This window comes from Klebsiella sp. 2019SCSN059, assembly GCF_021739525.1.
Classification (GTDB): domain Bacteria; phylum Pseudomonadota; class Gammaproteobacteria; order Enterobacterales; family Enterobacteriaceae; genus Klebsiella; species Klebsiella quasipneumoniae.
In genome coordinates, this window is the sequence record NZ_JAKKOM010000023.1 from 44,671 (window position 1) to 67,338 (window position 22,668).

22 protein-coding genes are annotated in these 22,668 nt (G+C 61.0%); 14 read left to right on the forward strand and 8 right to left on the reverse strand.

Features of this window, described 5'->3' with window-relative positions; genetic code table 11:
* Positions 1-2: 2 nt before the first annotated feature.
* Genes L2I46_RS20385 through L2I46_RS20400 form a run of 4 tightly spaced genes read right to left on the reverse strand, consistent with a single transcriptional unit; the run spans position 3 to position 3,559 of the window.
* Positions 3-1,265, reverse strand: coding sequence for an FAD-dependent oxidoreductase (locus L2I46_RS20385; RefSeq protein ID WP_236948187.1), 1,263 nt, complete (start codon positions 1,263-1,265; stop codon positions 3-5).
* Entirely contained in the window at positions 1,246-1,509 is a 264-nt protein-coding gene (locus tag L2I46_RS20390) for a (2Fe-2S)-binding protein (protein WP_101862312.1), read from the reverse strand. The genes L2I46_RS20385 and L2I46_RS20390 overlap by 20 nt, the downstream gene beginning before the upstream one ends.
* The gene (locus tag L2I46_RS20395; RefSeq protein WP_064158448.1) at positions 1,506-2,615 is read right to left on the reverse strand and encodes an NAD(P)/FAD-dependent oxidoreductase; all 1,110 of its coding nucleotides are present in this window, start codon (positions 2,613-2,615) and stop codon (positions 1,506-1,508) included. Before L2I46_RS20395 ends, L2I46_RS20390 begins: the two co-directional genes overlap by 4 nt.
* Positions 2,612-3,559 (reverse strand): 4-hydroxyproline epimerase, encoded by a 948-nt coding sequence (locus tag L2I46_RS20400; protein ID WP_236948188.1) that lies wholly within the window; start codon positions 3,557-3,559, stop codon positions 2,612-2,614. The genes L2I46_RS20395 and L2I46_RS20400 overlap by 4 nt, the downstream gene beginning before the upstream one ends.
* Before the next feature lie 310 nt (positions 3,560-3,869).
* Between L2I46_RS20400 and L2I46_RS20405 the strand changes: the two genes are divergently transcribed.
* From L2I46_RS20405 to L2I46_RS20425, 5 genes are all read left to right on the forward strand, one after another.
* Entirely contained in the window at positions 3,870-4,694 is an 825-nt protein-coding gene (locus L2I46_RS20405) for an AraC family transcriptional regulator (protein WP_032455015.1), read from the forward strand.
* A gap of 151 nt (positions 4,695-4,845) precedes the next feature.
* Entirely contained in the window at positions 4,846-5,766 is a 921-nt protein-coding gene (locus L2I46_RS20410) for a dihydrodipicolinate synthase family protein (RefSeq protein WP_004204197.1), read from the forward strand.
* 14 nt (positions 5,767-5,780) lie between these two features.
* The gene (locus tag L2I46_RS20415) at positions 5,781-7,385 is read left to right on the forward strand and encodes an aldehyde dehydrogenase (NADP(+)) (protein ID WP_085551427.1); all 1,605 of its coding nucleotides are present in this window, start codon (positions 5,781-5,783) and stop codon (positions 7,383-7,385) included.
* Positions 7,386-7,400: 15 nt separating this feature from the next.
* Positions 7,401-9,002 (forward strand): APC family permease, encoded by a 1,602-nt coding sequence (locus L2I46_RS20420; RefSeq protein WP_101862313.1) that lies wholly within the window; start codon positions 7,401-7,403, stop codon positions 9,000-9,002.
* Positions 9,003-9,013: 11 nt separating this feature from the next.
* A complete protein-coding gene (locus tag L2I46_RS20425; protein ID WP_085551426.1) occupies positions 9,014-10,030 on the forward strand; it encodes an Ldh family oxidoreductase in 1,017 nt (338 codons plus the stop codon).
* Positions 10,031-10,149: 119 nt separating this feature from the next.
* On the opposite strand, the gene L2I46_RS20430 is transcribed toward L2I46_RS20425, so the two are convergent.
* Positions 10,150-11,370 carry an amino acid deaminase gene (locus L2I46_RS20430; RefSeq protein WP_085551425.1) on the reverse strand — a complete coding sequence of 407 codons (1,221 nt, stop codon included), beginning with the start codon at positions 11,368-11,370 and terminating at the stop codon, positions 10,150-10,152.
* A gap of 76 nt (positions 11,371-11,446) precedes the next feature.
* Positions 11,447-11,593: a hypothetical protein gene (locus L2I46_RS20435; RefSeq protein WP_032454776.1), complete on the reverse strand. Its 147-nt coding sequence runs from the start codon at positions 11,591-11,593 to the stop codon at positions 11,447-11,449.
* Between L2I46_RS20435 and L2I46_RS20440 the strand changes: the two genes are divergently transcribed.
* From L2I46_RS20440 to L2I46_RS20460, 5 genes are all read left to right on the forward strand, one after another.
* Positions 11,571-13,010 (forward strand): N-acyl-D-amino-acid deacylase family protein, encoded by a 1,440-nt coding sequence (locus L2I46_RS20440; protein ID WP_032454777.1) that lies wholly within the window; start codon positions 11,571-11,573, stop codon positions 13,008-13,010. The genes L2I46_RS20435 and L2I46_RS20440 overlap by 23 nt on opposite strands.
* A gap of 10 nt (positions 13,011-13,020) precedes the next feature.
* The gene (locus tag L2I46_RS20445) at positions 13,021-13,413 is read left to right on the forward strand and encodes a RidA family protein (protein ID WP_004204205.1); all 393 of its coding nucleotides are present in this window, start codon (positions 13,021-13,023) and stop codon (positions 13,411-13,413) included.
* 102 nt (positions 13,414-13,515) lie between these two features.
* A complete protein-coding gene (locus tag L2I46_RS20450) occupies positions 13,516-15,000 on the forward strand; it encodes a sodium:solute symporter family protein (RefSeq protein ID WP_004886423.1) in 1,485 nt (494 codons plus the stop codon).
* Positions 14,997-15,869, forward strand: a complete 873-nt coding sequence (locus L2I46_RS20455) for a 2-dehydro-3-deoxygalactonokinase (RefSeq protein WP_236948189.1) — start codon at positions 14,997-14,999, stop codon at positions 15,867-15,869. Before L2I46_RS20450 ends, L2I46_RS20455 begins: the two co-directional genes overlap by 4 nt.
* The gene (locus L2I46_RS20460; RefSeq protein WP_023291861.1) at positions 15,856-16,455 is read left to right on the forward strand and encodes a 2-dehydro-3-deoxy-6-phosphogalactonate aldolase; all 600 of its coding nucleotides are present in this window, start codon (positions 15,856-15,858) and stop codon (positions 16,453-16,455) included. Before L2I46_RS20455 ends, L2I46_RS20460 begins: the two co-directional genes overlap by 14 nt.
* On the opposite strand, the gene L2I46_RS20465 is transcribed toward L2I46_RS20460, so the two are convergent.
* On the reverse strand, positions 16,452-17,315 hold the full coding sequence (locus L2I46_RS20465) for a MurR/RpiR family transcriptional regulator (protein WP_032429092.1): 864 nt from the start codon (positions 17,313-17,315) through the stop codon (positions 16,452-16,454). The genes L2I46_RS20460 and L2I46_RS20465 overlap by 4 nt on opposite strands.
* Before the next feature lie 70 nt (positions 17,316-17,385).
* Positions 17,386-17,919, reverse strand: a complete 534-nt coding sequence (locus L2I46_RS20470) for a GNAT family N-acetyltransferase (protein WP_101862314.1) — start codon at positions 17,917-17,919, stop codon at positions 17,386-17,388.
* 32 nt (positions 17,920-17,951) lie between these two features.
* Here L2I46_RS20470 and L2I46_RS20475 point away from each other — a divergent pair, with 32 nt between their 5' ends.
* The 4 genes from L2I46_RS20475 (at position 17,952) to L2I46_RS20490 (ending at position 22,654) form a co-directional block, all read left to right on the forward strand.
* Positions 17,952-18,782 carry a GNAT family N-acetyltransferase gene (locus L2I46_RS20475; protein ID WP_048296610.1) on the forward strand — a complete coding sequence of 277 codons (831 nt, stop codon included), beginning with the start codon at positions 17,952-17,954 and terminating at the stop codon, positions 18,780-18,782.
* Between the two features lie 99 nt (positions 18,783-18,881).
* Complete coding sequence (locus L2I46_RS20480; RefSeq protein ID WP_023291865.1) at positions 18,882-21,647, forward strand: sigma 54-interacting transcriptional regulator; 2,766 nt, start codon at positions 18,882-18,884, stop codon at positions 21,645-21,647.
* Between the two features lie 99 nt (positions 21,648-21,746).
* Complete coding sequence (locus tag L2I46_RS20485; protein WP_101862315.1) at positions 21,747-22,169, forward strand: PTS sugar transporter subunit IIA; 423 nt, start codon at positions 21,747-21,749, stop codon at positions 22,167-22,169.
* A gap of 14 nt (positions 22,170-22,183) precedes the next feature.
* A complete protein-coding gene (locus L2I46_RS20490) occupies positions 22,184-22,654 on the forward strand; it encodes a PTS sugar transporter subunit IIB (protein ID WP_023291867.1) in 471 nt (156 codons plus the stop codon).
* The last annotated feature ends 14 nt before the right edge of the window (positions 22,655-22,668 follow it).

The window sequence follows — 22,668 nt, forward strand, 5'->3', positions numbered from 1 at the left end:
GGTTATGGCTCGGCGCTCAGCCTGGCGAGGGCAATAAGCGTTTCCGCGCGGGCGGGGGACAGCGGCTCTCTCGGCTGCGGCAGCGGCCAGCCATACAGCCAGCGGGCGCTGGCGGCGCAGGTGCGCCCCTGACAGGCGCCCATTCCGCAGCGCTGAGTAAGCTTGGCCTGTAGCCAGTCGTCGGCGGCTGCCACATCGCCGCAGCGCACATCTTCGCAACGGCACAGCAGGCTCTCCGGCGTCGCCGCGTTTTTCAACGACTCCGCCAGCCGGAAGGTGCGGTTGATGGCCGTGGCGAAGCGCTGCCAGCGGGCGCGACGGGCAAATAACGCCTGGGCCTGCTGGCTGGCCCCGGCGGCGGCATACCCGGCGATTTCGCCCTCCGCCAGCGCCAGCTCGCTCCCGCCGAAACCGGTGCACTCCCCGGCGGCGTAAATATCCGCGAGGCTGGTCTGCTGCCAGCGGTTAACCTGGATCGCCTCCTGCGCTGCGGCGCAACCGAACAGCAGCCCCGTCTCGATATTGGGCACCAGCCCGTAGCCGATAGCCAGCCGATCGCAGGCGACAGTCCGCTCGATGCCGCGCTGGCGCAGCGTCACGGCTTCCAGCCGCGTTGCGCCGTGGGCGCGGATCGCCTGGGCGCCGCTAAGATAGCCTTTCGGAGCCAGCGTCGCTAACTGGCGCAGCTTCTGCGGCCAGCGCCACAGCCCGCTGGCGAAGCGCAGCAGCGCCGGGAACGGCGCTTGCTCAACGATATTCGTTACCTGGCCTCCGGCCTTGTTCACCGTATCCGCCACCGCCAGCAGCAGCGGGCCGCTGCCGGCAATCACCACTTTTTCGCCTTTCAGCGACAGGCCATGTTTGATCTGCGCCTGCAGGCCGCCCGCGCTGGTCACGCCGGGTAAGGTCCAGCCGGGAAAGGGCAGCGACAGCTCGCGCGCGCCGCAGCAGAGGATCAGTTTCTGCCAGTAAACCACGCCACCGCCGTCGGCGGTTTCAAACAGCACGCTGCGCGCGGAGGGGCGGGCAATCAGCCGCGCGCCGTTCACCACCCGGATGGCGGCAGACGCGGCGATGGCGTCGCGGTAGCGCCGGGCCAGGGCGGGCAGCGTCGCCTGCGGGCCGGCGCGCCAGATTTGCCCTCCGGGGGCGGGGTTATCGTCGAGAATAATGACCTGTTTATCGCAGGCGGCGGCAGCGAGGGCTGCCGCCATGCCGGCGGGGCCGGCGCCGAGGATTAAAATGTCACAGCGCAGCGTGTACATAGCGGCTCCTTTCTATTTGCATACCGGCCCGGCACAGGGTCTGGCAGGCCAGCACCCGCCGGCCGTTGACGGTGATCCGGCACTCCTGGCAGACCCCCATGCCGCAAAACGGCGCGCGGGGGTCGCCGTTAACCGCCTGGCGGGTGGTGGGATCGCCGGTCAACGCCAGCGCTGCCGCCACGCTGATACCTTCCGGCACCGTCAGCGCTTCGCCATCGACAGTGATATTGAGCGTGCTATTCATGCGATCGCCTCCTGATGGTACAGACGGGCCGGGAGCCAGGCCTCAGGCGCCAGCGGGCAGCGTTCGCCGAGGATCTGCGCCGCCAGCAGCTCAGCCGTCGCCGGGGCGGTGGTGACCCCCAGTCCTTCATGGCCCAGCGCCAGCCATACACCGCGGCGCGTGGGGTGCGGGCCGATCAGCGGATTGCCATCCTGCGAGGCGGCGCGCAGGCCGCTCCAGCAGCGGATGATATTCAGCGTCGCCAGCGCCGGCACAAAATGGCGGGCGCGGTCGAGCATCTGCCCCAGCAAGGGGAGATCCAGCTGGCGCTCGCGATTATCGAACTGGCGCGAAGAGCCAATCAGCAGCTGGCCAGTGGGCCGCGGCTGCAGGTTAAACGCTACCGAGGTACCGCCGCCGTGGGCGCTGGCGCCGTAGCCCAGCTCAACCAGCTGGTGATGCACCCGCGGCCCGTAGCGATCGGTAATTGCCAGCTGACCCTTCCTGGGCCGCAGCCAGTTTTCCGCCAACAGCGTATTGGCCTCCAGGCCGCAGGCCACCACGATGGCCCGCGCCTGTAGCCGTTTGCCGCTGGCGAGCAGCACCTCCGGTTCGGTAATCGCCTGCGCGCTGTCGTGCAGGCAGGTGAGATGGTCTCCGGCATCGGCCATCAGCCAGCGGGCGACGTTTGGCGCGTAGACGATGCTGTCGCCTGGTACCCATAGCCCGCCGGCCAGCCCGCTGCGCAGCAGCGGCTCGCGCCCGGCGATCTGCTGTGGGGTCTGCAGTTCGCTGTGGATCTGATAGCCAGCCAGCCGCCGCTGTTTTTCACCCGCGACGGCCATCTCTTCTTCGCTTTCCGCCAGCCACAGCGTGCCGCAGCCGCGCCAGGCGCAAGTGGCGGGCATCCGCGGGGTGATGGCGCGCCAGCGCGCCAGCGACCACGCCGACAGCGCCAGTTCGGCGGGGTCGTCATCCATACACACCAGATGGCCCATACCCGCCGCCGTGGCGCCGGGTTGACCGTCATCGATAAGCGTCACTTTCTGCCCCCGCTTCGCCAGCTGCCACGCGCAGGCGGCGCCGATGATCCCGGCGCCGATCACGATGACATCGCACGGCTTCACGGCGCGATCCCCCAGCAGAAGGGATCGTCCGGGTTGAGGATCAACTGGTTATCGCCGCACACCCAGGCTTCGCCGCGGATCGTTGGAATGATGCCTGCGGCGGCGCGCTGGTAGCTGGCGGTAAACTGGCTGTCGATGATGCTGGCCTGGCGCCAGATCGCTCCCGGCTGGAGTTTGCCATCCTGCGCCAGGCAGGCCAGCTTGGCGCTGGTGCCGGTGCCGCACGGCGAACGATCCCAGGCCTTTCCCGGACAGAGTACAAAGCTACGGCTGTCGGCGGCATCGTCATCGGCGAACAGCTCGATATGGTCGATAACGCCGCCGTCGTCGCCGCGGATCCCCGCGGCCTCCAGCCCCTCGCGCACCGCCCAGGCGTAGTCGGTGAGCTGTGGAATGTGCGCCGGGGTAATGGCGAACGGGTGATCGTTAATCAGGAAAAACCAGTTGCCGCCCCAGGCAATATCGCCGATGACGGGACCCCGCGCGGTCTCCACGCGGACCTGCTTTTTCCAGCGGCGGGCCGGGACGTTTTGCACCGATACGCTGCCATCGTCGTGCAACGTGGCGCTTACGTCGCCGACCGGGGTTTCAATCAGATGAACGCCTGGCTGGATACGGCCAAGCCACGCCAGCGAGGCGATAAGCCCGATGGTGCCGTGGCCGCACATATTCAGAAAACCGGCGTTGTTGAAGAAAATGACGCCAGCGGTGGCCGCCGCCGAGACCGGTTTGCAAAGCAGCGCGCCGACCAGCACATCGCTGCCGCGCGGTTCGAGAATCACCGCCTGACGCCAGCGATCGAAGTCACGGGCGAAACGGTCGCGACGCTCCGCCATGCTGCCGCCGCCGAGGTCGGGGAAGCCGTCAACGATCAGGCGGGTGGGTTCGCCGCCGGTGTGTGAATCAATGGCTCTCAGCGCAATAGGGGGGCGTGGCGCGGTCATTCTGCTCTCCGGAAGTTAACAACATGTTTCATCATGCTGGCGCAACCCGTGACGGGCGGCTTGAACGCTTTCGGCAGAGATAATGACGAAATCGGCATAATAGCGCCGGGGGGATGTTCATGTGATGCATAATTATTTCTTATTAATCACTCTGTTAATGGCGTGGTAAACCGAAAGTGGCGATTGCGCCAGTGGATAAACCAGGGGAAGGCGTAAAGCGGATCCAGGATCGCAAAACCGGCGGTTGCCGCTTGAGGTGTTAACAGGAAGTGAATAAATATCCTTCGGTCACTTACCATGAGGAAGCCCTATGATCGGTGTGTCTGAAGCGGCGCCGCCGCGCGCTGTCAATCAACCGGAGCTGGCGGTCGATGAGCTGAGCCAGATCTGCGAAGGGCTGGCGCGCCAGCGGCCGGAGAATATGGCGGCGCTGCTCAATGCCCTGGCGCTGATCGCCCCCCTGCTCAATGCCATCCCCAACGTGGTCTTTTTTATCAAAGACAGCGAAGCGCGTTATCTGCTGGCGAATCTGACGCTGGCCCGCCGCTGCGGTTTTAAAACCGTCTCCTCGCTGCTGGGGAAAACCTCCGCCGACGTCTTTCCTTCCGCGCTGGGTCAGGGTTACACCGAACAGGATCTTCGGGTATTGCGGGAGGGCGTGACCCTGCGCGACCAGCTGGAAATGCATCTCTACAATGGCCGGGAACGCGGCTGGTGCCTGACGCAGAAGCTGGCGCTGCGCGATGTCCGCGGACAGGTGATCGGCATGGCCGGGATCTCTCACGATCTGCAGGAGGCCCACGCCCGTCATCCGGCGTGGCAGCGGCTGGCGATCGTCGACGATCATATCCGCCGCCACTATCACCGGCCGATCGCCATGGAAGAGCTGACCGCCTTGAGCGGGATGTCGATTGCGCAGATCGAGCGCTACTGCAAACGGATCTTTCATCTCACGCCGCGGCAGATGATCCACAAAGTGCGTCTGGAAAAAGCCACCGAATTGCTGGCCGGCGATACGCCGATTACCGATATCGCCTTGCAGTGCGGCTATACCGATCACAGCGCCTTCAGCCGCCAGTTCAAAGCGATGACCGGCTCGACGCCGCGCGATTTTCGCCTGACGCTGCAGGGATAACGGCTGGCTCACACTTTTGTCGACTGTGCTAATTTCGTCATCGGATTAAGGGAAAACCGACAAGCCGCCGGTTCCGCGACGCGTCAATCTGTCAGTGAATATTCACCAATCATTCACCTCGACTTAACAAAATGACGACAAGGAACCGAGCATGAGCAATAAAGCGATTCACTGGAGCGGCGTATTCCCGGCGGTGAGCACGCAGTTTCGTAGCGATTACTCCCTCGATTTAGACGCCACCCACGCGGTGATGAAAAACCTGGTCAAAGATGGCGTTTCCGGGCTGGTGGTGTGCGGCAGCGTAGGGGAGAACACCTCCCTGAGCACTGATGAAAAATTGCAGATTATCGAGGTGGCGAAAGATGCCGCCGGCGGCAAAATTCCGGTGATCGCCGGGGTGGCCGAGTTCACCACCGCCTTTGCCCAGAAGATGGCGAAAGAGGCGGAGCGCGTCGGCGTCGACGGGATCATGGTGATGCCGGCGCTGGTCTACTCCTCAAAACCGCATGAAACCGCCGCCCACTTCCGCAGCGTGGCCACCGCCACCGACCTGCCGATCATGGTCTACAACAACCCGCCGATTTACAAAAACGACGTGACGCCGGACATTCTCGCCACCCTGACCGATTGCGACAACATCGTCTGCTTTAAAGACTCCTCTGGCGATACCCGCCGCTTTATCGACCTGCGTAACACCGTTGGCGACCGCTTCGTGCTGTTTGCCGGGCTGGATGACGTGGTGGTGGAAAGCATCGCCGTCGGCGCGGAAGGGTGGATCTCCGGAATGTCAAACGCCTTCCCGCGCGAAGGGGAAACGCTGTTCCGTCTCGCCCGCCAACAGCGTTACGAAGAAGCGATGGCGCTGTACCGCTGGTTCATGCCGTTGCTGCATCTCGATGCGCGTCCGGATCTGGTGCAGTGCATCAAGCTGTGCGAAGAGCTACTCGGACGCGGCAGCGCTGTGACTCGTCCGCCGCGTCTGGCGCTGGAAGGCGAAACGCGCCAGCAGGTGGTGGCGATCGTGGAACAGGCGCTGGCGACTCGTCCTGCCCTGCCGGACGTTGGCCTCTGAGCACAGGAGTCAATATGAATGCATCTCAAACCACGGCGGGACGGCAGTTTATCGCCGGACGCCGCGTTGCCAGCGGCGAAGCGACGCTATTGAGCCTGCGGGCGGTGGATGGCGAGTCCACCGGCCATCGCTTTTATCCGGCTTCCCGCGCGGAGGCTGCCCAGGCCGCGGAGGCGGCGCAGCAGGCGTTTGCCGTTTATTCACAGACCGCGCCGCAGCAGCGGGCGCACTTTCTCTGCGCCATTGCCGATGAACTGGACGCGCTGGGGGAGGCGTTTTTTGCTATCGCCGAACAGGAGACCGCGCTGCCGCTGGCGCGGCTGCAGGGCGAGCGGGCGCGAACCAGCGGCCAGCTGCGGATGTTTGCTGGCGTGATCCTGCGCGGGGATACCTTCGCCGCCCGTATTGATACCGCCTTAGCCTACCGTCAGCCGCTGCCGCGCCCGGACCTGCGTCAATATCAGCAGGCGTTAGGGCCGGTGGCGGTGTTTGGCGCCAGCAACTTTCCGTTGGCCTTTTCCACCGCTGGCGGCGATACCGCCTCGGCGCTGGCGGCTGGCTGCCCGGTGGTGGTGAAGGCCCATGCGGGCCATATGGCCACCGCCGAGCTGACCGCTGATGCGATCGTCCGGGCGGTCGCGCGGTGTGGGTTACCCGGCGGCGTATTCAATATGATTTTCGGGACGGATATCGGCGCCGAATTAGTCCGCCATCCAGCGATTCAGGCCGTTGGCTTTACCGGCTCGCTGGCCGGCGGTAAGGCGCTATATCAGCTGGCGCAGCAGCGCCCACAGCCAATCCCGCTGTTTGCTGAAATGTCGGCGATTAACCCGCTGATTATTCTGCCGCAGGCGCTGCAGACGCGGGCCGAGGCGCTGGCGAACGAGCTGGTGGCGTCATTTACCCTCGGCGGCGGCCAGTTCTGTACCCGTCCGGGGCTGATTCTGGCGCTGCGCGGCGCCGGACTGGAACGCTTTAAGTCGGCGCTGTGCGCGGCGGTAGCGGGCTGCGCGCCGCAGGTGTTGCTCAATGCGCCGACCCTTCAGCACTACCGCCAGGGCGTGGCGGCGCTGGCGGCGCATCCGCGTATCGAGAGGCTGGCGAGCGGCCTCGCCGCCGGCGCCGGGGAGGCGCAAACCCAGCTGTGGCAGGCTCAGGTCGAGGATCTGCTGGCGCAGGATACGCTGCTGCAGACCGAAGTTTTCGGCCCGCTATCGTTGCTGGTGGAAGTGGACGACGCGGCCCAGCTGCAGGCGGTGGTGAAAGCGCTGCAAGGACAGCTCACCGCGACGCTGCACGCGGAAGCGGACGACGGCCCGCTGGCGGCGAGTCTGCTACCGCTGCTGTGTGAGAAGGCCGGACGGGTGCTGTTTAACGGTTATCCCACCGGCGTGGAAGTGTGCGATGCGATGGTCCACGGCGGCCCATGGCCGGCGACGACCGATGCGCGCGGGACGTCGGTCGGCAGCCGGGCGATTGAGCGTTTTCTGCGCCCGGTCTGCCTGCAGAATGCGCCGGCCGCCCTGTTACCGCCGGCGCTGCAGGATGCGAACCCTTTAAACCTGCTGCGCCTGGTCAACGGCCAGTGGACCCGGGAAGCGATTTCCTCCTCTCATTGACGCAAGGGCATCACCATGACCATTCACACTACGCATAACAGTCAAACCCGCGTTGCGGAGTCGGGTAAGTTTAAAAAACAGCTGACCCTGACCGACCTCACCTTTATCGGCCTGGGGGCGATCTTCGGCTCCGGATGGTTATTCGCCGCCAGCCATGTGGCATCCATTGCCGGTCCGGCCGGTATCGCGTCGTGGGTGATCGGCGGCTTTGCGGTGCTGCTGCTGGGGATTGTCTACTGCGAGCTGGGGGCGGCGCTGCCGCGCGCCGGCGGCATTATTCGTTACCCGGTCTTTTCCCACGGTGAGCTGATGGGTTATCTGCTGGGGTTCATCACCCTGATCGCCTTCTCCAGCCTGATCTCGATAGAAATTGTCGCCGCCCGGCAATATGCCGCGGCCTGGTTTCCGGCGCTGACCCAGCCGGGCTCCAGCTCGCCGACGCTGCTGGGGTGGGGGGTGCAGTTCCTGCTGCTCTGTTTCTTCTTCGCGCTGAACTACTACAGCGTCAAGACCTTCGCCCGCTCGAACAACTTCATCAGCGTGCTCAAGTTTCTGGTGCCGCTGCTGGTGGTGGTCACGCTGTTCGCCTTCTTTAAACCTGAGAACCTGCATGCTCAGGGCATTGCGCCGTTTGGTATGTCCGGGGTGGAAGCGGCGATCAGCGCCGGGGGAATTATCTTCGCCTATCTAGGACTGACGCCGATTATCTCGGTGGCCAGCGAAGTACAAAAGCCACAGCGGACTATCCCTATCGCGTTGATTTTATCAGTGGTGCTGTCGACGATTATCTACGTGCTGCTGCAGTTGGCGTTCCTTGGCAGTATTCCCACCGAGATGCTGAACGGCGGTTGGGCCGAAGTGAGCAAACAGTTCTCGCTGCCGTATCGCGATATCGCCATTACCCTCGGCATGGGCTGGCTGGCCTTTATGGTGATAAGCGATGCGATCATCTCCCCGAGCGGCACCGGCAATATCTATATGAACGCGACGCCGCGGGTGATCTACGGCTGGGCGAAGGCGGGTACTTTCTTTAAAGCCTTTACCCATATTGATAAAGCGTCCGGTATTCCGCGCCCGGCGCTGTGGCTGACCTTTGGGCTGTCGATTTTCTGGACGCTGCCGTTCCCCTCCTGGGAACAGCTGATAAGCGTGGTGTCGGCGGCCCTGGTGCTGAGCTACGCCATCGCCCCGGTGACCGCCGCCGGGCTGCGCCGCAACGCCCCGGATCTGCCGCGGCCGTTCCGCGTGCGCGCCTTCGGCATCATCGGCCCGGTGTCGTTTATGGTCTCGGCGCTGATCGTCTACTGGTCCGGCTGGAATACGCTCTCGTGGCTGCTGGGGCTGCAGATCGTGATGTTTGTGGTGTATGTGATGTGCAAAGGCAAGGTGCCGGAACATACCGTGAGCCTGGCGCAGCAGGTGAAGTCTTCGCTGTGGCTGATCGCTTTTTATGCGTTGATTATCCTCTTTTCCTGGCTGGGCAGCTTCGGCGGGCTTAATGTTATTGGTCACCCCTGGGATACGGTGCTGGTGGCGGCGATGTCGATGGGGATTTATTACTGGGGCGCGCGCAGCTGTCTGCCGCAGGCTAATTTTAGCGGAGATGAAGAAGAGTAAAGGAGAACAGTATGGGGTCGGTAACTCTATCGTTACCAGAAGCTTATGACCTGGCGCTGGCGGTGCTCAGCGCCAATGGATTCAGCGCCGACCACGCGGCGGCCATCGCCCGTAACGTGGCTGCCGGGGAGCGCGACGGCTGCGCTTCCCACGGCCTGTGGCGGCTGTTGGGCATTGTCGATACCTTGCGTAAAGGTAAGGTTTCGCCTGATGCCGAGCCGCAGATCCACGACCAGGCGCCGGCGATTGTGCGGGCGGATGCCGGGGGCGCCTTTTCGCTGCTGGCCTACGAACGCGCGCTGCCGCTGCTGCTGGAGAAAGCGCGGCACAGCGGTATTGCGGCGCTGGCGATTAACCGCTGCGTCCATTTTTCCGCGTTGTTTGCCGATATTGAGCCGTTGACTGAGGCAGGGCTGGTGGGGCTGGCCTGTACGCCAAGCCATGCCTGGGTCGCCCCGGCGGGCGGCACCCGTCCGCTGTTCGGCACCAACCCTATCGCCTTTGGCTGGCCGCGGCGGGAGGAGCCGCCGTTTATTGTTGATATGGCGACCAGCGCCGCGGCGCGCGGCGAGATCCAGCTGCATCAGCGCGCTGGCAAAGCGCTACCGGAAGGGTGGGGAATCGACAGCCAGGGGCAGCCGACTACTGATGCCACAGAGGTACTGAACGGCGCGATGTTAACCTTCGGCGGCCATAAGGGCTCGGCGCTGGCGGCAATGGTTGAGCTGCTGGCCGGGCCGCTTATCGGCGATATGACCAGCGCCGAATCGCTGGCGTGGGATAACGGCGCGGGCGGTTTACCCTACGGCGGAGAACTGATTCTGGCGCTGGATCCGCAGCGTTTTCTCGGCGCGCAGGCACAGGAGCAACTGGCGCGCGCCGAAACCCTGTTCAGAGGGATGCAGGAGCAAGGGGCACGGTTACCGGGAGAGCGGCGGTTCGCCTGTCGCCAGCAGAGTGAGCAGCAGGGGGTCGTCATCAGCCGTTCATTGCATGATGAGATTTGCGCCTTGCGCCAGGGCGGGTAAGGCGCGAATCGCCGTCCCCCGGGACATCCCCCGGCTTGCGCTACGCTTAGCCGGGCTACCGAACGTCGCGGGTTGTGTAGCCCGGGCAAGGCGCGAAGCGCCGCCACCCGGGATGCCTGTCAAAACAGCGTGTCGAGCTCGTCCAGCACGTTGTAGTCGTCATCGACCAGCAGCAACGTCTTCCACTTATCAAAGGTCAGACAGGGGTGCGAGGTGCCGAACAGCAGAATATCGCCGACCTGCACATCGCTGCCCGGCGCCAGGCGCAGCATACAGTGCTGATCCATGATGCCGATGCTGACGATCGACTCAGCGCGCAGCGCTAACTCCCTGCCGTGACGATAATGGGCGATCGGCTGCGGCAGCCCGGCGTCGAAGGCGCAGTCGCGCTTGCCGAAATTCACCACCGCGCGATCCGCCTCAGGCACCGATTGCACCATTGCCATCAGCTCCAGCGCTGAAGTGAGATCGCCGGCGAGATCGCAGGCAATCGGATCGCGGGCGATCAGCGCTTGTTGGGCGAGATCGTAGATCCCGCGATCGTGGGTGATATAACAGCCAGGGCGAATGACGATACGGCAGCGGCGCGGTTTTGCCGCCGCCAGCCAGATGTTGCACACCACGTCATACCAGACGGTGCCCGCGCCGGTGAGAATAAATTCGCCGTCAACCAGCGGCTCCATGCGGCAGGCTAGCGCTGCAGCCTGTTGTAATAGCGCTTCCACCTGCGGTTGCGGATCGTCGCCGTGCAGGACCCCTTCATACAATTCCAGACCGCGTAGCCGTAGCCCCGGCAGGTCGCTGACCCGCTGCGCCAATGCCAGCGCGTCATCCACGCTACGACAGCCGCAGCGTCCGCCCGGCACGCCAAGTTCAATCAGCACATCCAGCGTTTGTCCCTGGGCGGCGAAGAACGCGGAGAGGGCGCGCACGTTGGCCTCGCTATCGACACAGCAGATAAAATCCACTGCCCGGTAGTGGGCTTTTAGCTGCGCGACCACCTGCATATTGGCCTTACCGACCAGCTGATTGACCATCAGGACGCGCTGGATGCCGCTGGCCATCGCCGCGCTGGCCTGCCAGGCGCTGCCCACGCCGATCCCCCACGCTCCCGCTCGCTGCTGCGCCTGAAATATCCATGGCGTCATTGTCGTTTTACCATGCGGCGCCAGCGATACGCCGCGGGCATCGGCGTAGCGCTGCATCCATGAAATATTATTTTCCAGCGCCGACTTTTTTAGCAGCGCGGCAGGCAGACAGCCCTCTTCCGCCAGCAGATTAGCCGGCGCGGACATGAGGGCGGATTTGTGCGGAATGAGCGGTGCTGAATGGTATTTCATAACACTATCCTTTCAGGGTTTATAATCGGTTAGTTGCTGGGTATCAGTTATAACTCTTTGATAATAATGATTTTAATTAATAACTTTTGTTTATTTTGAATAAAAGTATCACAAAATGATCTGGTTTTTGCGTAGTTTTCCACTGTTTTTTGCACTTGTAAATGGTTAACTTGTCGGTATGTCGAAAGGGAGTAATTGCTATGAAAGTTGACTGGCTTTTCAAAAACGTCACGGTGATCGACGGGAGCGGCGGGCCGCAATACCGTGCCGATGTGGCGGTGAAGGGCGACCGAATAATGGCTATCGCCCCGGCGCTGGATGTCGCGGCGGAGCAGGTGATTGATGGCCAGGGGCGGGTACTGGCGCCTGGCTTTATCGATGTTCACACCCATGACGATATCAACGTCATCCGCATGCCGGAGTATCTGCCTAAGCTCAGCCAGGGGGTGACAACCGTGATCGTCGGCAACTGTGGGATCAGCGCGGCAACCGCCACCATGCGCGGCGAGGTGCCAGACCCGATGAATCTTCTCGGCGAACGACAGCACTTTATCTATCCCACCGTCGAAGCCTATGCCCATGCGGTAGAGGCCGCGCGACCCTCGCTTAACGTCGGGACGCTGATTGGGCACACCGCGCTGCGCAATAACCATATGGATGACCTGTTCCGCCCGGCGAGCGAGACGGAAATCGCCGGCATGCGCATACAGTTGCGCGATGCGCTGCGGCAGGGCGCTTTAGGACTGAGCACGGGACTTGCCTACGCCAGCGCCTTCCAGTCGACCACCGAAGAAGTGATGGCGCTCTCTGAGGAGTTGACGGCAGAGGGGGGAATTTACACCACCCACCTGCGTTCGGAGTTCGAGCCGATTCTGGAGGCGCTCGACGAGGCGTTCCGTATTGGTCGCCACGGCAACGTGCCGGTGGTGGTCTCGCACCATAAGTGCGCCGGCGCGAAAAACTGGGGTCGCACGAAGGAGACGCTGGCTTTCTTCGATGAGATGCGCCAGCGCCAGGAGATCGCCTGTGACTGTTACCCCTATTCCGCCAGCTCGTCGACGCTGGATATGAAGCAGGTCACCGATGAGTTCGATATCGTCATCACCTGGTCGGAAGCACAGCCCGAGCAGGCCGGAAAAACGCTGCAGCAGATCGCCGATGAATGGCAGGTGAGCCTGCACGACGCCGCGGCGCGGCTGATGCCGGCAGGCGCTATTTATTACAACATGGACGAGCAGGACGTACGGCGGGTGCTGGGTTATCCGGTGACCATGATTGGCTCCGACGGGCTGCCGAACGACCCGATGCCGCATCCGCGGCTGTGGGGCGCGTTTCCGCGGGTCCTGGGCCACTACTGCCGCGATGAACGCCTGTTTCCGCTGACTACCGCGATCCACAAAATGACCGGGCTGTCGTCGGCGCGCTTCCAGCTGGCGGATCGTGGGCTGGTAAAAGTGGGCTACTACGCCGACCTGGTGCTGTTTGACCCGCTGACGGTGCGCGATGTCGCCAGTTTCTCCGACCCGAAACGTCCGGCGGACGGTATTGAGGCGGTGATGGTTAACGGCGTGATGAGCTACGGCAGCGACAAAAAGATTATCGGGCGCGCGGGGCGTTTCCTGCGCCGCCGAATGAACTGAGGAGTGAAAAATGAGTATTAAACGTTATGGCGTAGAGGGCGGTACCGGTACCGGCGGGCAGCACCTGCCGTTCGCGCGGGCGGTGGAAGCGGGAGGCTGGCTGTACGTGTCCGGCCAGACGCCGATGAAGGACGGGGAAGTGGTGGAAGGCGGGATTGTCGACCAGTCGCGTCTGGCGATTCAGAACTGCGTAGATATCATGACCGAAGCGGGCTACACCCTGGCCGACGTGGTGCATGTTAAAGTGATCCTCACCGATGCGCGCTATTTTCAGTCTTTCAATAAAGTCTTCCGCGAGTTCTTTGGCGACAACCCGCCTGCCCGCATCTGCTGCGTAGCGGACCTGGTGGTGGATTGTAAAGTCGAAGTGGATGTGACCTGTTATAACGCTTCTCGCGCATAAAAAGTTAGTAACCAGAAATATAAATAGTCATTTTGAGCGCTGAAATAATTCAGCGCTTCGTAGCCTTTTACCTTTACAAAATTAACTGGCAGGATGTGAATTATGAATAGTCATGTCTTTTTAGTCGGCTTTATTATTTACGCGTTGGCCATGATTTGGCTTGGCTGGTACGTGTCCCGTCATCAAAAAAGCGGTGAGGATTTTTTACTCGGCGGCCGTTCTTTGCCGCTGTTCCTGACGCTGGGCTCTACCGTGGCGACCATGGTGGGAACCGGTTCAAGCATGGGCGCTGTCGGCTTCGGCTACAGCAATGGATGGGCCGGGATGCTCTACGGCGTGGGCGGCGCCATTGGTATTTTACTGGTGGCCTGGCTGTTTGCGCCAGTGCGCAAGCTGCGCTTTATGACCATGAGCGAAGAGCTTTCTTATTACACAGGGGGCAGCCATTTAATTAAAAACCTCGTCGGGATAATGATATTTATTGCCTCAATTGGCTGGCTGGGGGCGCATATTCTTGGCGGGAGTATGTATTTAGCCTGGGCGACAGGAATTAATCTGACGGTGGCAAAAATTATTATTGCCATGGCGTTTGCGATTTACGTCATTATCGGCGGTTATTCTGCTGTGGTGTGGACAGACACCATTCAGGCATTAATTCTGTTTTTCGGTTTTATCCTGATGGCGATTCTGGCGGTGGTTCACGTCGGGGGATGGGATGCCATCGTTCAGGCAATGGATCCCAAGGCGATGAGCCTGTTTGCGGTCGATAAGTTGGGGACCATTCCGGCGCTATCGCTGGCGATGGTCATCGGCGTCGGCGTGCTGGCGACCCCTTCCTATCGCCAGCGTATTTACTCGGGAAAAGACGTCTCTTCGGTGCGGCGCTCGTTTGTCTATACCGGCGTGCTGTATCTGTTTTTCTCGGTGCTGCCGGCGATCATCGGCATGGCGGCCTGGACGATGAACCCCAATCTTGAGAACAGTAACTACGCCTTCCTGTTCGCCACCAGCTTCTTACCGGCGATCCTCGGGCTGGTGGTCCTGATTGCCGGACTTTCCGCCACCATGTCTTCGGCCAGCTCCGATGCGATAGCCGCCGTGGCCATCATGATGCGGGATGTCTATACCCTCGTTACCGGAAAAATGCCGCCGGCGCATAAGGCGATAACGCTCTCTCGCTGGATGCTGGCGTTCGTCATCGGCCTGGCGATGATCTTCGCCCTGACTTCGAACGATATCATCAGCTATATCACCAAAATGATCTCCATGCTGATGTCCGGGCTCTTCGTCTGTTCCATTCTCGGCCGCTTCTGGCTGCGCTTTAACTGGCAGGGGGCGCTCACCGCGCTGCTGAGCGGCATGCTGGTGTCTATTGTGGTTCTGGTTAAGGCCGACTGGCTGGCTTACTGGGGCAATCCGTGCATTCCGTCGGTCGTTGGCAGCTTTGTTTCCGCTATTTTTGTCACCGTCATGACGCCAGCCAGCAAAATCAGCCGTCAGCAGGCGCTGGAAATGATTACCCAGGAGCGGGAAGGGGAGGCGATCCCGGCGAAGACGGCGGTGCAGGTCTCAGGAGAAGCACAATGAAGGATTATATTGCCGTCGACTGGGGCTCTACCCAGCTGCGCGGCTGGCTGATTCGCAACGGCCAGTGCGTCGAAACGAAGCAGCTGCCGCTGGGTATTACCCGCCTGAACGGACGATCGCCTGCCGATGTATTCGCGGAGCATTTGGCCCCCTGGCGCGGCGCACAGGCGCTGCCGGTGCTGATGGCCGGGATGATCGGCTGCGACGCGGGCTGGCAGGCGGTGCCGTATCTGGACTGTCCGGCGGCGATCGACGCGCCTGGGCGGCAGCTATGCGCCGTTGCTGAAGGCGTGTGGATTATTCCCGGCCTCAAGATTGAACAGGACGGGGATTTCAACGTGATGCGCGGCGAAGAGACGCAGCTGCTGGGGGCCTGCCAGCTGGCGCCAGCGGAGTGTTACGTGCTGCCGGGCACCCACTGCAAATGGGTCCAGGTGGCGGGCGGCGCGGTGCGTCATTTTACCACGGCGATGACCGGCGAACTGCATCATCTGCTGATGACGCAATCGCTGATCGGCAAAGGGCTGCCTGCCCAGCAGCCGGACGAGGCGGCGTTTGAACGGGGGCTGGAAAAAGGGCTGGCGCAGCCGTCGCTGATTAGCGAACTGTTTGTCGCCAGGGCCGCCCGGGTGCTGGGCGGTCTGGCGGCGAGCTCGGTCAGCGATTATCTCTCCGGGCTGCTGATTGGCGCGGAGGTGGCGACCCTGAGGCAGCGTTTCCGTACTTCTGCCGTCACGCTGGTTGGCGACCCGGCGCTGAATGCCCGCTACGGTCGGGCGATGAAGGCGCGCGGAATGACGGTTAACAGCTGCAGTGGCGATGAGGCATTGCTGGCTGGCATGGCGAGGATAATGCATGAACAAGATTAAGCTGGTGGCGATTTTACGCGGCATTCAACCCGCTGAGGCGGCAGATCATATTGAGACGCTAATCAATGCAGGCTTTCGCTATATCGAAATCCCGCTCAATTCGCCAGACTGGCAGCAGAGTATTCCGCAGATGGTTGCGCGGTTTGGCGAGCAGGCGATGATAGGCGCGGGAACGGTACTGCGCGTGGAACAGGTCGATTTTCTCGCTGAGGCCGGGGCGAAGCTTATCGTGACGCCGAATACCCAGCCTGCGGTGATCCGTCAGGCAGTGGCGCACGGAATGCAGGTTTGTGCCGGATGCGCCACCGCGACTGAGGCGTTTAACGCGCTGGATGCCGGGGCGCAGTGGCTGAAGATATTTCCGTCTTCTGCTTTCGGTCCGGACTACATTCGGGCGCTGAAAGCGGTGCTGCCGTCGGAGGTGCCAGTGCTGGCGGTGGGCGGCGTGACGCCGGAGAATCTGGCAACCTGGATGCGGGCTGGGTGCGCCGGAGCCGGTCTGGGCAGCGATCTGTATCGCGCCGGACAGGCCGTGGAACGTACCCGCCTGCAGGCGGAGAGGTTTATCGCCGCTGCTGGTGGCTAGTCGCCAAGAGGCTGGCGATCGACGCCGCCGCGGTGGCTGTCGAGGGCCAGCTTAATACGACGTAATTTGCCTTTTGCCTGAGTTTTGTTGGCCATCGCCAGTTCGGTGGCCAGCACATCGACCATCGCCAGCATCGCATAACGCGAAGTGCTGGGCTTGAAGATATAGTCGTTTTCCCGCACCAGCAGCGGCAGCACCAGATCCGCCTGCTCAGCCAGCGGCGTCCCGGCGGGGGTAATCGCAATGACCTTCGCGCCGTACTGGCTGGCAATCGCCGCGCTCTCGATGATCTCCGGGGTATAGCCGCCCAGAGACAGCACAATCACCACATCCTGCGGCGTCACCGCCGAGCTCATCATGCGTACCAGCAGACCGTCGCTCTGACTGACGACCGGAAGTCCAAGACGAAACAGGCGATATTGAATCTCCTGAGCGCAGATGGTTGACCCGCCGCCCATTCCAAGGGCGAGGATCTGCCGCGCTGCACTCAACCAGCTCACCGCACGCTTCAACGCCTCGATATCCAGCGCCCGGCGATTGGTCTCCAGCACGCTGATGATTGACTCATAGATCCCCTGTACGCCTTCGAGGTCCGGAACATCGAGGATAAACCGCTGGCCGACCGCAAGGGATTGCGCAAGCTTCATCTTCAGCTCACGGACGTCTTTACAGCCGAGCGCCCGGGCAAAACGGGTGACCGACGCCTGGCTGGTCTGAGTCAGACGCGCTATCTCGGCGATGGGTAGCTCCGCCGCCGCCGCGACATCATCGAGAATAAACTGCGCGATGCGCTTTTCGGTCGCCGTGAGCTCCACAAAGCGATCGGTAATACAGGAAATAATATCGATTGACCAGGACATACGGGTAGCAACAGGTAAGTTTTGATTGGTACTTTGTACCATATATCGCCGCTAAATTCAGCGCTGGCGTCTACAACGCCAGGCGCATGGCGCAGCGCGTCTCCGGCGGCAGGCCGTGCCGGGTCTCCTGTTCTCTTTTCGCCGCCAGCCCGGCGGGCAGGGTCAGCTCATCGAGTATGGCGAATCCCAGGCGGGTATAAAACGGCGCATTCCACGGCACTTCGCGGAAGGTGGTGAGGGTCACCGCCGGGTAAGCCATTTGCCGGGCGCGCTCGATAACCTGCTCCAGCAGCATCCGCCCGATGCCCTGATGCTGCCAGGCCTGGTGGACGGCGATTTCGGCGATAAATAAGGCATCGTCGAGCGGTTCGGTAAGAATAAAACCAACCGGCTGCCAGGCGGCCACCGCCAGCAGACTATGTTCCGTTTCCAGATAATCATGATGGCGCGCAACGCTAATCACCTCGCTGTCCGCCAGCCAGGCGAGAGCGGGGATCTGACGAAATGCCTGAGCGGCGGAACGTTCAATGGCCGGCAGAAGGGCGATATCACTCTCCTCGGTCAGGCGTAATCCGGCGCCGGCAGTTATAGTGTTAGTTTTCATCACCTGAGCATAGCAGCCTTCGGGAGAAAAATATGGAGCTGACCGCCGTTCCCGCCACGCAGTTCAGCAGCGTGCAGTTAACGGATATTCTTAACGCCTGTTTTGAAGCCTATCTGGTACCGGTGACCCAGTCGGTGGAGGGATTTGTTCAGCGCTTTAGCGCCGAGGGGATGAGCCTGATCGATTCCCGCGTCTGGCTGGCCGGAGATGAACCGGCGGCGATCGCGATCGTCGCGCGTCGGGGGAATATGGCTCGCCTGGCGGCCTTTGCCCTGCGCCCGGCCTGGCGCGGCAAAGGTCTTGGGCGGAAATTGATGCAGGAGCTGCTGACGTTTCTGCAGCAGCAGGAGATCGAGACGGTTTCCCTGGAGGTGATCCGCGATAACCACGCGGCCGTCGCGCTGTATCAGTCGTTAGGCTTTACGCGGCGCTATGGGCTCTGCGGCTACCTGAGCGCAGAGCCTCTGGCTGCGGCGCCTGGCGTGTTACAGCCTTATCCGATCCTGGCACTGCTTCGACGCGCCGTTGAGGAGAGTAACAGTCAGCTCCCCTGGCTGATGGATCCGCTTACCTTCGCCACCCTGCCATGCCGCGTCGTGACCCTGGAACAGCGCGCCTTCGCGGTACTGAGCACCTCGGGCTCACGGCCTGTACTGCAGTTTTTATGGGTGGAACCCGCCGCCCGTCGCCAGGGGCTGGCGCAAGCGCTGCTGATGGCGCTGGCGCAGCAGTTCCCGGGGATCGGCACGTCGGTGACGGTCCCGGAAACCTTTACGCCGCTGTTTGCCGCGGCGGGGTATGCGCCGCTATCGCTGCAGCAGTATGAAATGACGATGGAGTGTGCGGCAGCGAAGTCCGCTTAGGCGGGAGTGTGCGCTGGGCCGCAAAAAACAGCACGGGGCGTCGATAAGCCTCTCTTTTGCCGCATCATATCTCTTCGTAATGGCGACGAGGGGGATGTAATGCGTAAAACGGAACTGTTGGCTTTTTTGCAAAATCAGACCGATTTTTTCGATCCGGATAACCTGAGCGACGTTTTTACCGCCAGCTGGCTGGCTCAGCGTTTCGCGATGCAAAGAAATACCGCCAGCCACTATCTCAATCAGCTGGTCGCCCAGGACGTGCTGGTGAAGATCAACACCCGGCCGGTCTATTTTCTGCATAAAAAAGCCTTCTGCCAGCAGTTCTTCCCCCTTTCCCGCAGCGAGTACGCCAGCATGGCGGAGCTGCTCGCGGAGAGTGACCGCCAGCCGGAACAGGCGGACCATTTTTCGTTGCTGACCGGGCATGACGGCAGCCTGCGTAAACCGATTGAGCAGATGAAAACCGCGCTGTTTTATCCCAACGGCGGCCTGCCGCTACTGATCGTCGGCGACAGCGGAACCGGCAAAAGCTATATGGCGGAGCTGATGCACGAGTTCGCGATCGCCCAGGGCCTGCTGGCGCCCGATGCGCCCTTTGTCAGCTTCAACTGCGCGCAATATGCCAGTAACCCGGAGCTGCTGGCCGCCAACCTGTTTGGCTATGTCAAAGGCGCGTTTACCGGCGCGCAGAGCGATAAAGCCGGGGCGTTCGAGGCGGCAAACGGCGGGATGCTGTTTCTCGACGAGGTCCATCGACTGGATGCTCAGGGGCAGGAGAAGCTCTTCACCTGGCTGGACCGCAAGGAGATCTACCGGGTGGGAGAGACCGCCCATGGCCTGCCGATTTCCCTGCGGCTGGTGTTTGCCACCACCGAAGATATTCACAGCACGTTTCTGACCACCTTTCTTCGTCGTATTCCGATCCTGGTCAGCTTGCCCGATCTTCAACACCGCAGCCGCGAGGAGAAGGAGGCGCTAACGCTGCAGTTTTTCTGGCAGGAGGCGCGGACGCTTGCCGCCAGGCTGCAGCTCACGCCGCGGCTTTTGCAGGTTCTGACGCAGTACGTTTATCGAGGCAACGTCGGCGAGCTGAAGAATGTGGTGAAGTACGCCGTTGCATCGGCCTGGGCCAGGTCTCCGGGCAGCGAGATGCTGACCGTGACGCTGCACGATCTGCCGGAAAATATCATGGCGGCGACGCCGGCGCTCAGTGAAGCCATGGGCCAGAAGGAGCCGCTGCTTATCGAGCCGCAGACCAGCCTGGTCTGGCTGCTGCGGGCGCGCGATCCGGTTCAGGGGCTGATCCATGACGTTCAGTGTCGGATTCTGGCGCTGTATGAAGCAGTGCTAAATAAAAAAACGGTCTGGGAAGAGGCGCAAAGAAGCATGGGGGAGGAGATTGAAACCCTCTTCGATCGGCTGATCTTTGATAACCAGGATGCCAGTAGCTCGCAGATGTTGCTGCTGATCGCCCATCAGGTGCGGGAGGAGTATTATCGCCTGGAAAAACGCTTCAATATCCAGTTTAACGGCAACTGTCTCTACGCCCTGAGCCACTACCTGATCCATCGCTCCCGTCAGGCGGCGTCCACGATGAGCAATGAGAAAATCCGTCTGCTGGCGGATTTTCTGGCAAACAAATTCCCGCTGCTGTATCGCTTTTGCGAAGCGATCCTCGACGCGCTGGCGCTGAAGCTGGATATTGAGCCCCGGCGTATTGACCTGCTGTTGCTGGTGCTGTGGTTCCAGAAAAACGGCGCTATCAGCCAGCAGCAGGTGACCCGCGCGATTATTCTCGCTCACGGTTACGCCACCGCCAGCAGTATCGCCAGCGTGGCGAACCGCTTGCTGAAAAGCCCGCTGTTTGAGTCATTCGACATGCCGCTCGACGTGACGCCGGAGGCTATCGCTAATCAGGTGATGGCGTATATTGAGCGCCACGCGCTGGCGTCAGGGCTGATCATTCTGGTCGATATGGGATCGCTGAACGCTATTCACAGCCATTTTAATCGTCGCCTGAATACGCCGGTGGCGATTATTAACAATGTCTCCACCGGCATGGCGATGTACGTCGGGGAGCGGATTTTACACGGCGATATGCTGGAAGATATCGTCCGCGAGATCGGCGACGATCTGGCGGTTGAGCACCAGCTCTATTACCCGCAGACCGATAAACCGCGGGCGATTTTGACCACCTGCGCCACCGGCCTGGGCGCTGCGGCGAACCTGTCGGCGCTGTTAAAAGCCAGCATCCCTGAAGCGCTCGGCGTTGATATTGTGGCCTGCGATGTGGAGACCCTGGCCGACCCCGCGCGGCGGGAGCCGATGCTCAGCCGCTACGACGTGCTGGCGATCGTCGGCACCCTCGATCCGCATCTTGCCGATCTCCCGTGGATCTCGCTGGATTCGCTGATCTCGGGGGAGGGAAGTCGCCCGCTAATGCGTATCTTCGGCGAACTGGCGACAGCGGAGCAGGTCAGCGAGATCAACAACCTGATCCTGAAAAACTTCTCGCTGCGGCGGGTGATCGAGTCGGTGACGATCCTCGATACCGCGAAGGTGATCAACCAGGTTGAGCAGTTTTTGCTGCGCTATGAGCATTTGGCCGGGTACGAGGTGCCCAACGAACGTAAGGTGGCGCTGTATGTGCATATCAGCTGTCTGATAGAGCGGTTAATTCGCCACGCTTCCCCAACCCATTATGCGGGAAGGCAGTGTCCGGAGCGCGAGCTGGCGACGCTGCGCGAGGCCTTTAGTGTCATAGAGAGCGGATATAGTGTCAAAATCCCCGCCGTAGAACTGTACTACATTCACGATATTCTGACGCGGGAAACGGAATTTATTCAGGAAGATCAAGAGTTTTAACGCTTCTCTCCCTTTTGTCCTTACGTTAGCCGACGCGCCACTGTTTCTGGCACGTCGGTTGCAATTAAGAAAGCAGTGGAATGCGCTTTCGAGGTAAGGATGAAACGACACTATATTTTTGCCAGCCACGGCACCTTTGCTAACGGTTTGTTGAACTCTGTGGAGCTGATCCTCGGTAAACAGCCGGATATTCATACTCTGTGCGCCTATGTGGAAGAGGAGGTCGATCTGACGCAGCAGGTGGAGGCGCTGCTGGCGCGTTTCCCGGCGCAGGATGAGCTGATTGTGATTACGGATATTTTCGCCGGTAGCGTGAATAATGAGTTTGTGCGTTTTTTATCGCGCCCGCACTTCCATTTATTGTCCGGGTTAAATCTACCATTAATTATTGATCTGCTTATTTCTGCAGCGGAAGAGAATACCGAAAAATTAATTTCTGAAGCATTAATCAACGCCAAAGAGAGCATTCAGTACTGCAATCAGACTATTGCCGGGGCGATAACTATGGATAAAGACTTCTGAAATGAGGATGCATAATGATTACGTTATTAAGGGTTGACCATCGATTACTTCACGGCCAGGTAGCCTTTTCCTGGACCCAATATGTCGGCGCCGATTGTATTTTAATCGCCAACGACAGTGTCCCTGAGGATGAACTGCGGAAAACCACCATTAAGCTTGCTAAACCACCCTCGGTGAAGCTGGTGATTAAAAATATAAATGATTCTATTGAGGCGATAAAAAGCGGGGTTACCGATAAATATAATTTATTTATTGTTGTGGAATCGGTCAATGACGCCTGGCGTATTGCCAGCGCCGTTGAGGACATAAAAAGTATTAATCTCGGCGGGATTAAAGCCAAAGAGGGCAGTAAAAATATCTCTAAGGCGATTAATTTATTGCCGGAGGAAATAGAGCAGTTGCAACAACTGGTGGGCAAAGGCGTCGAGGTGGAGATTCGCCAGGTCCCGAACGATCGCAAACAGCTTTTTACGGAATGCGTGTGATTCCGGAGGACAGA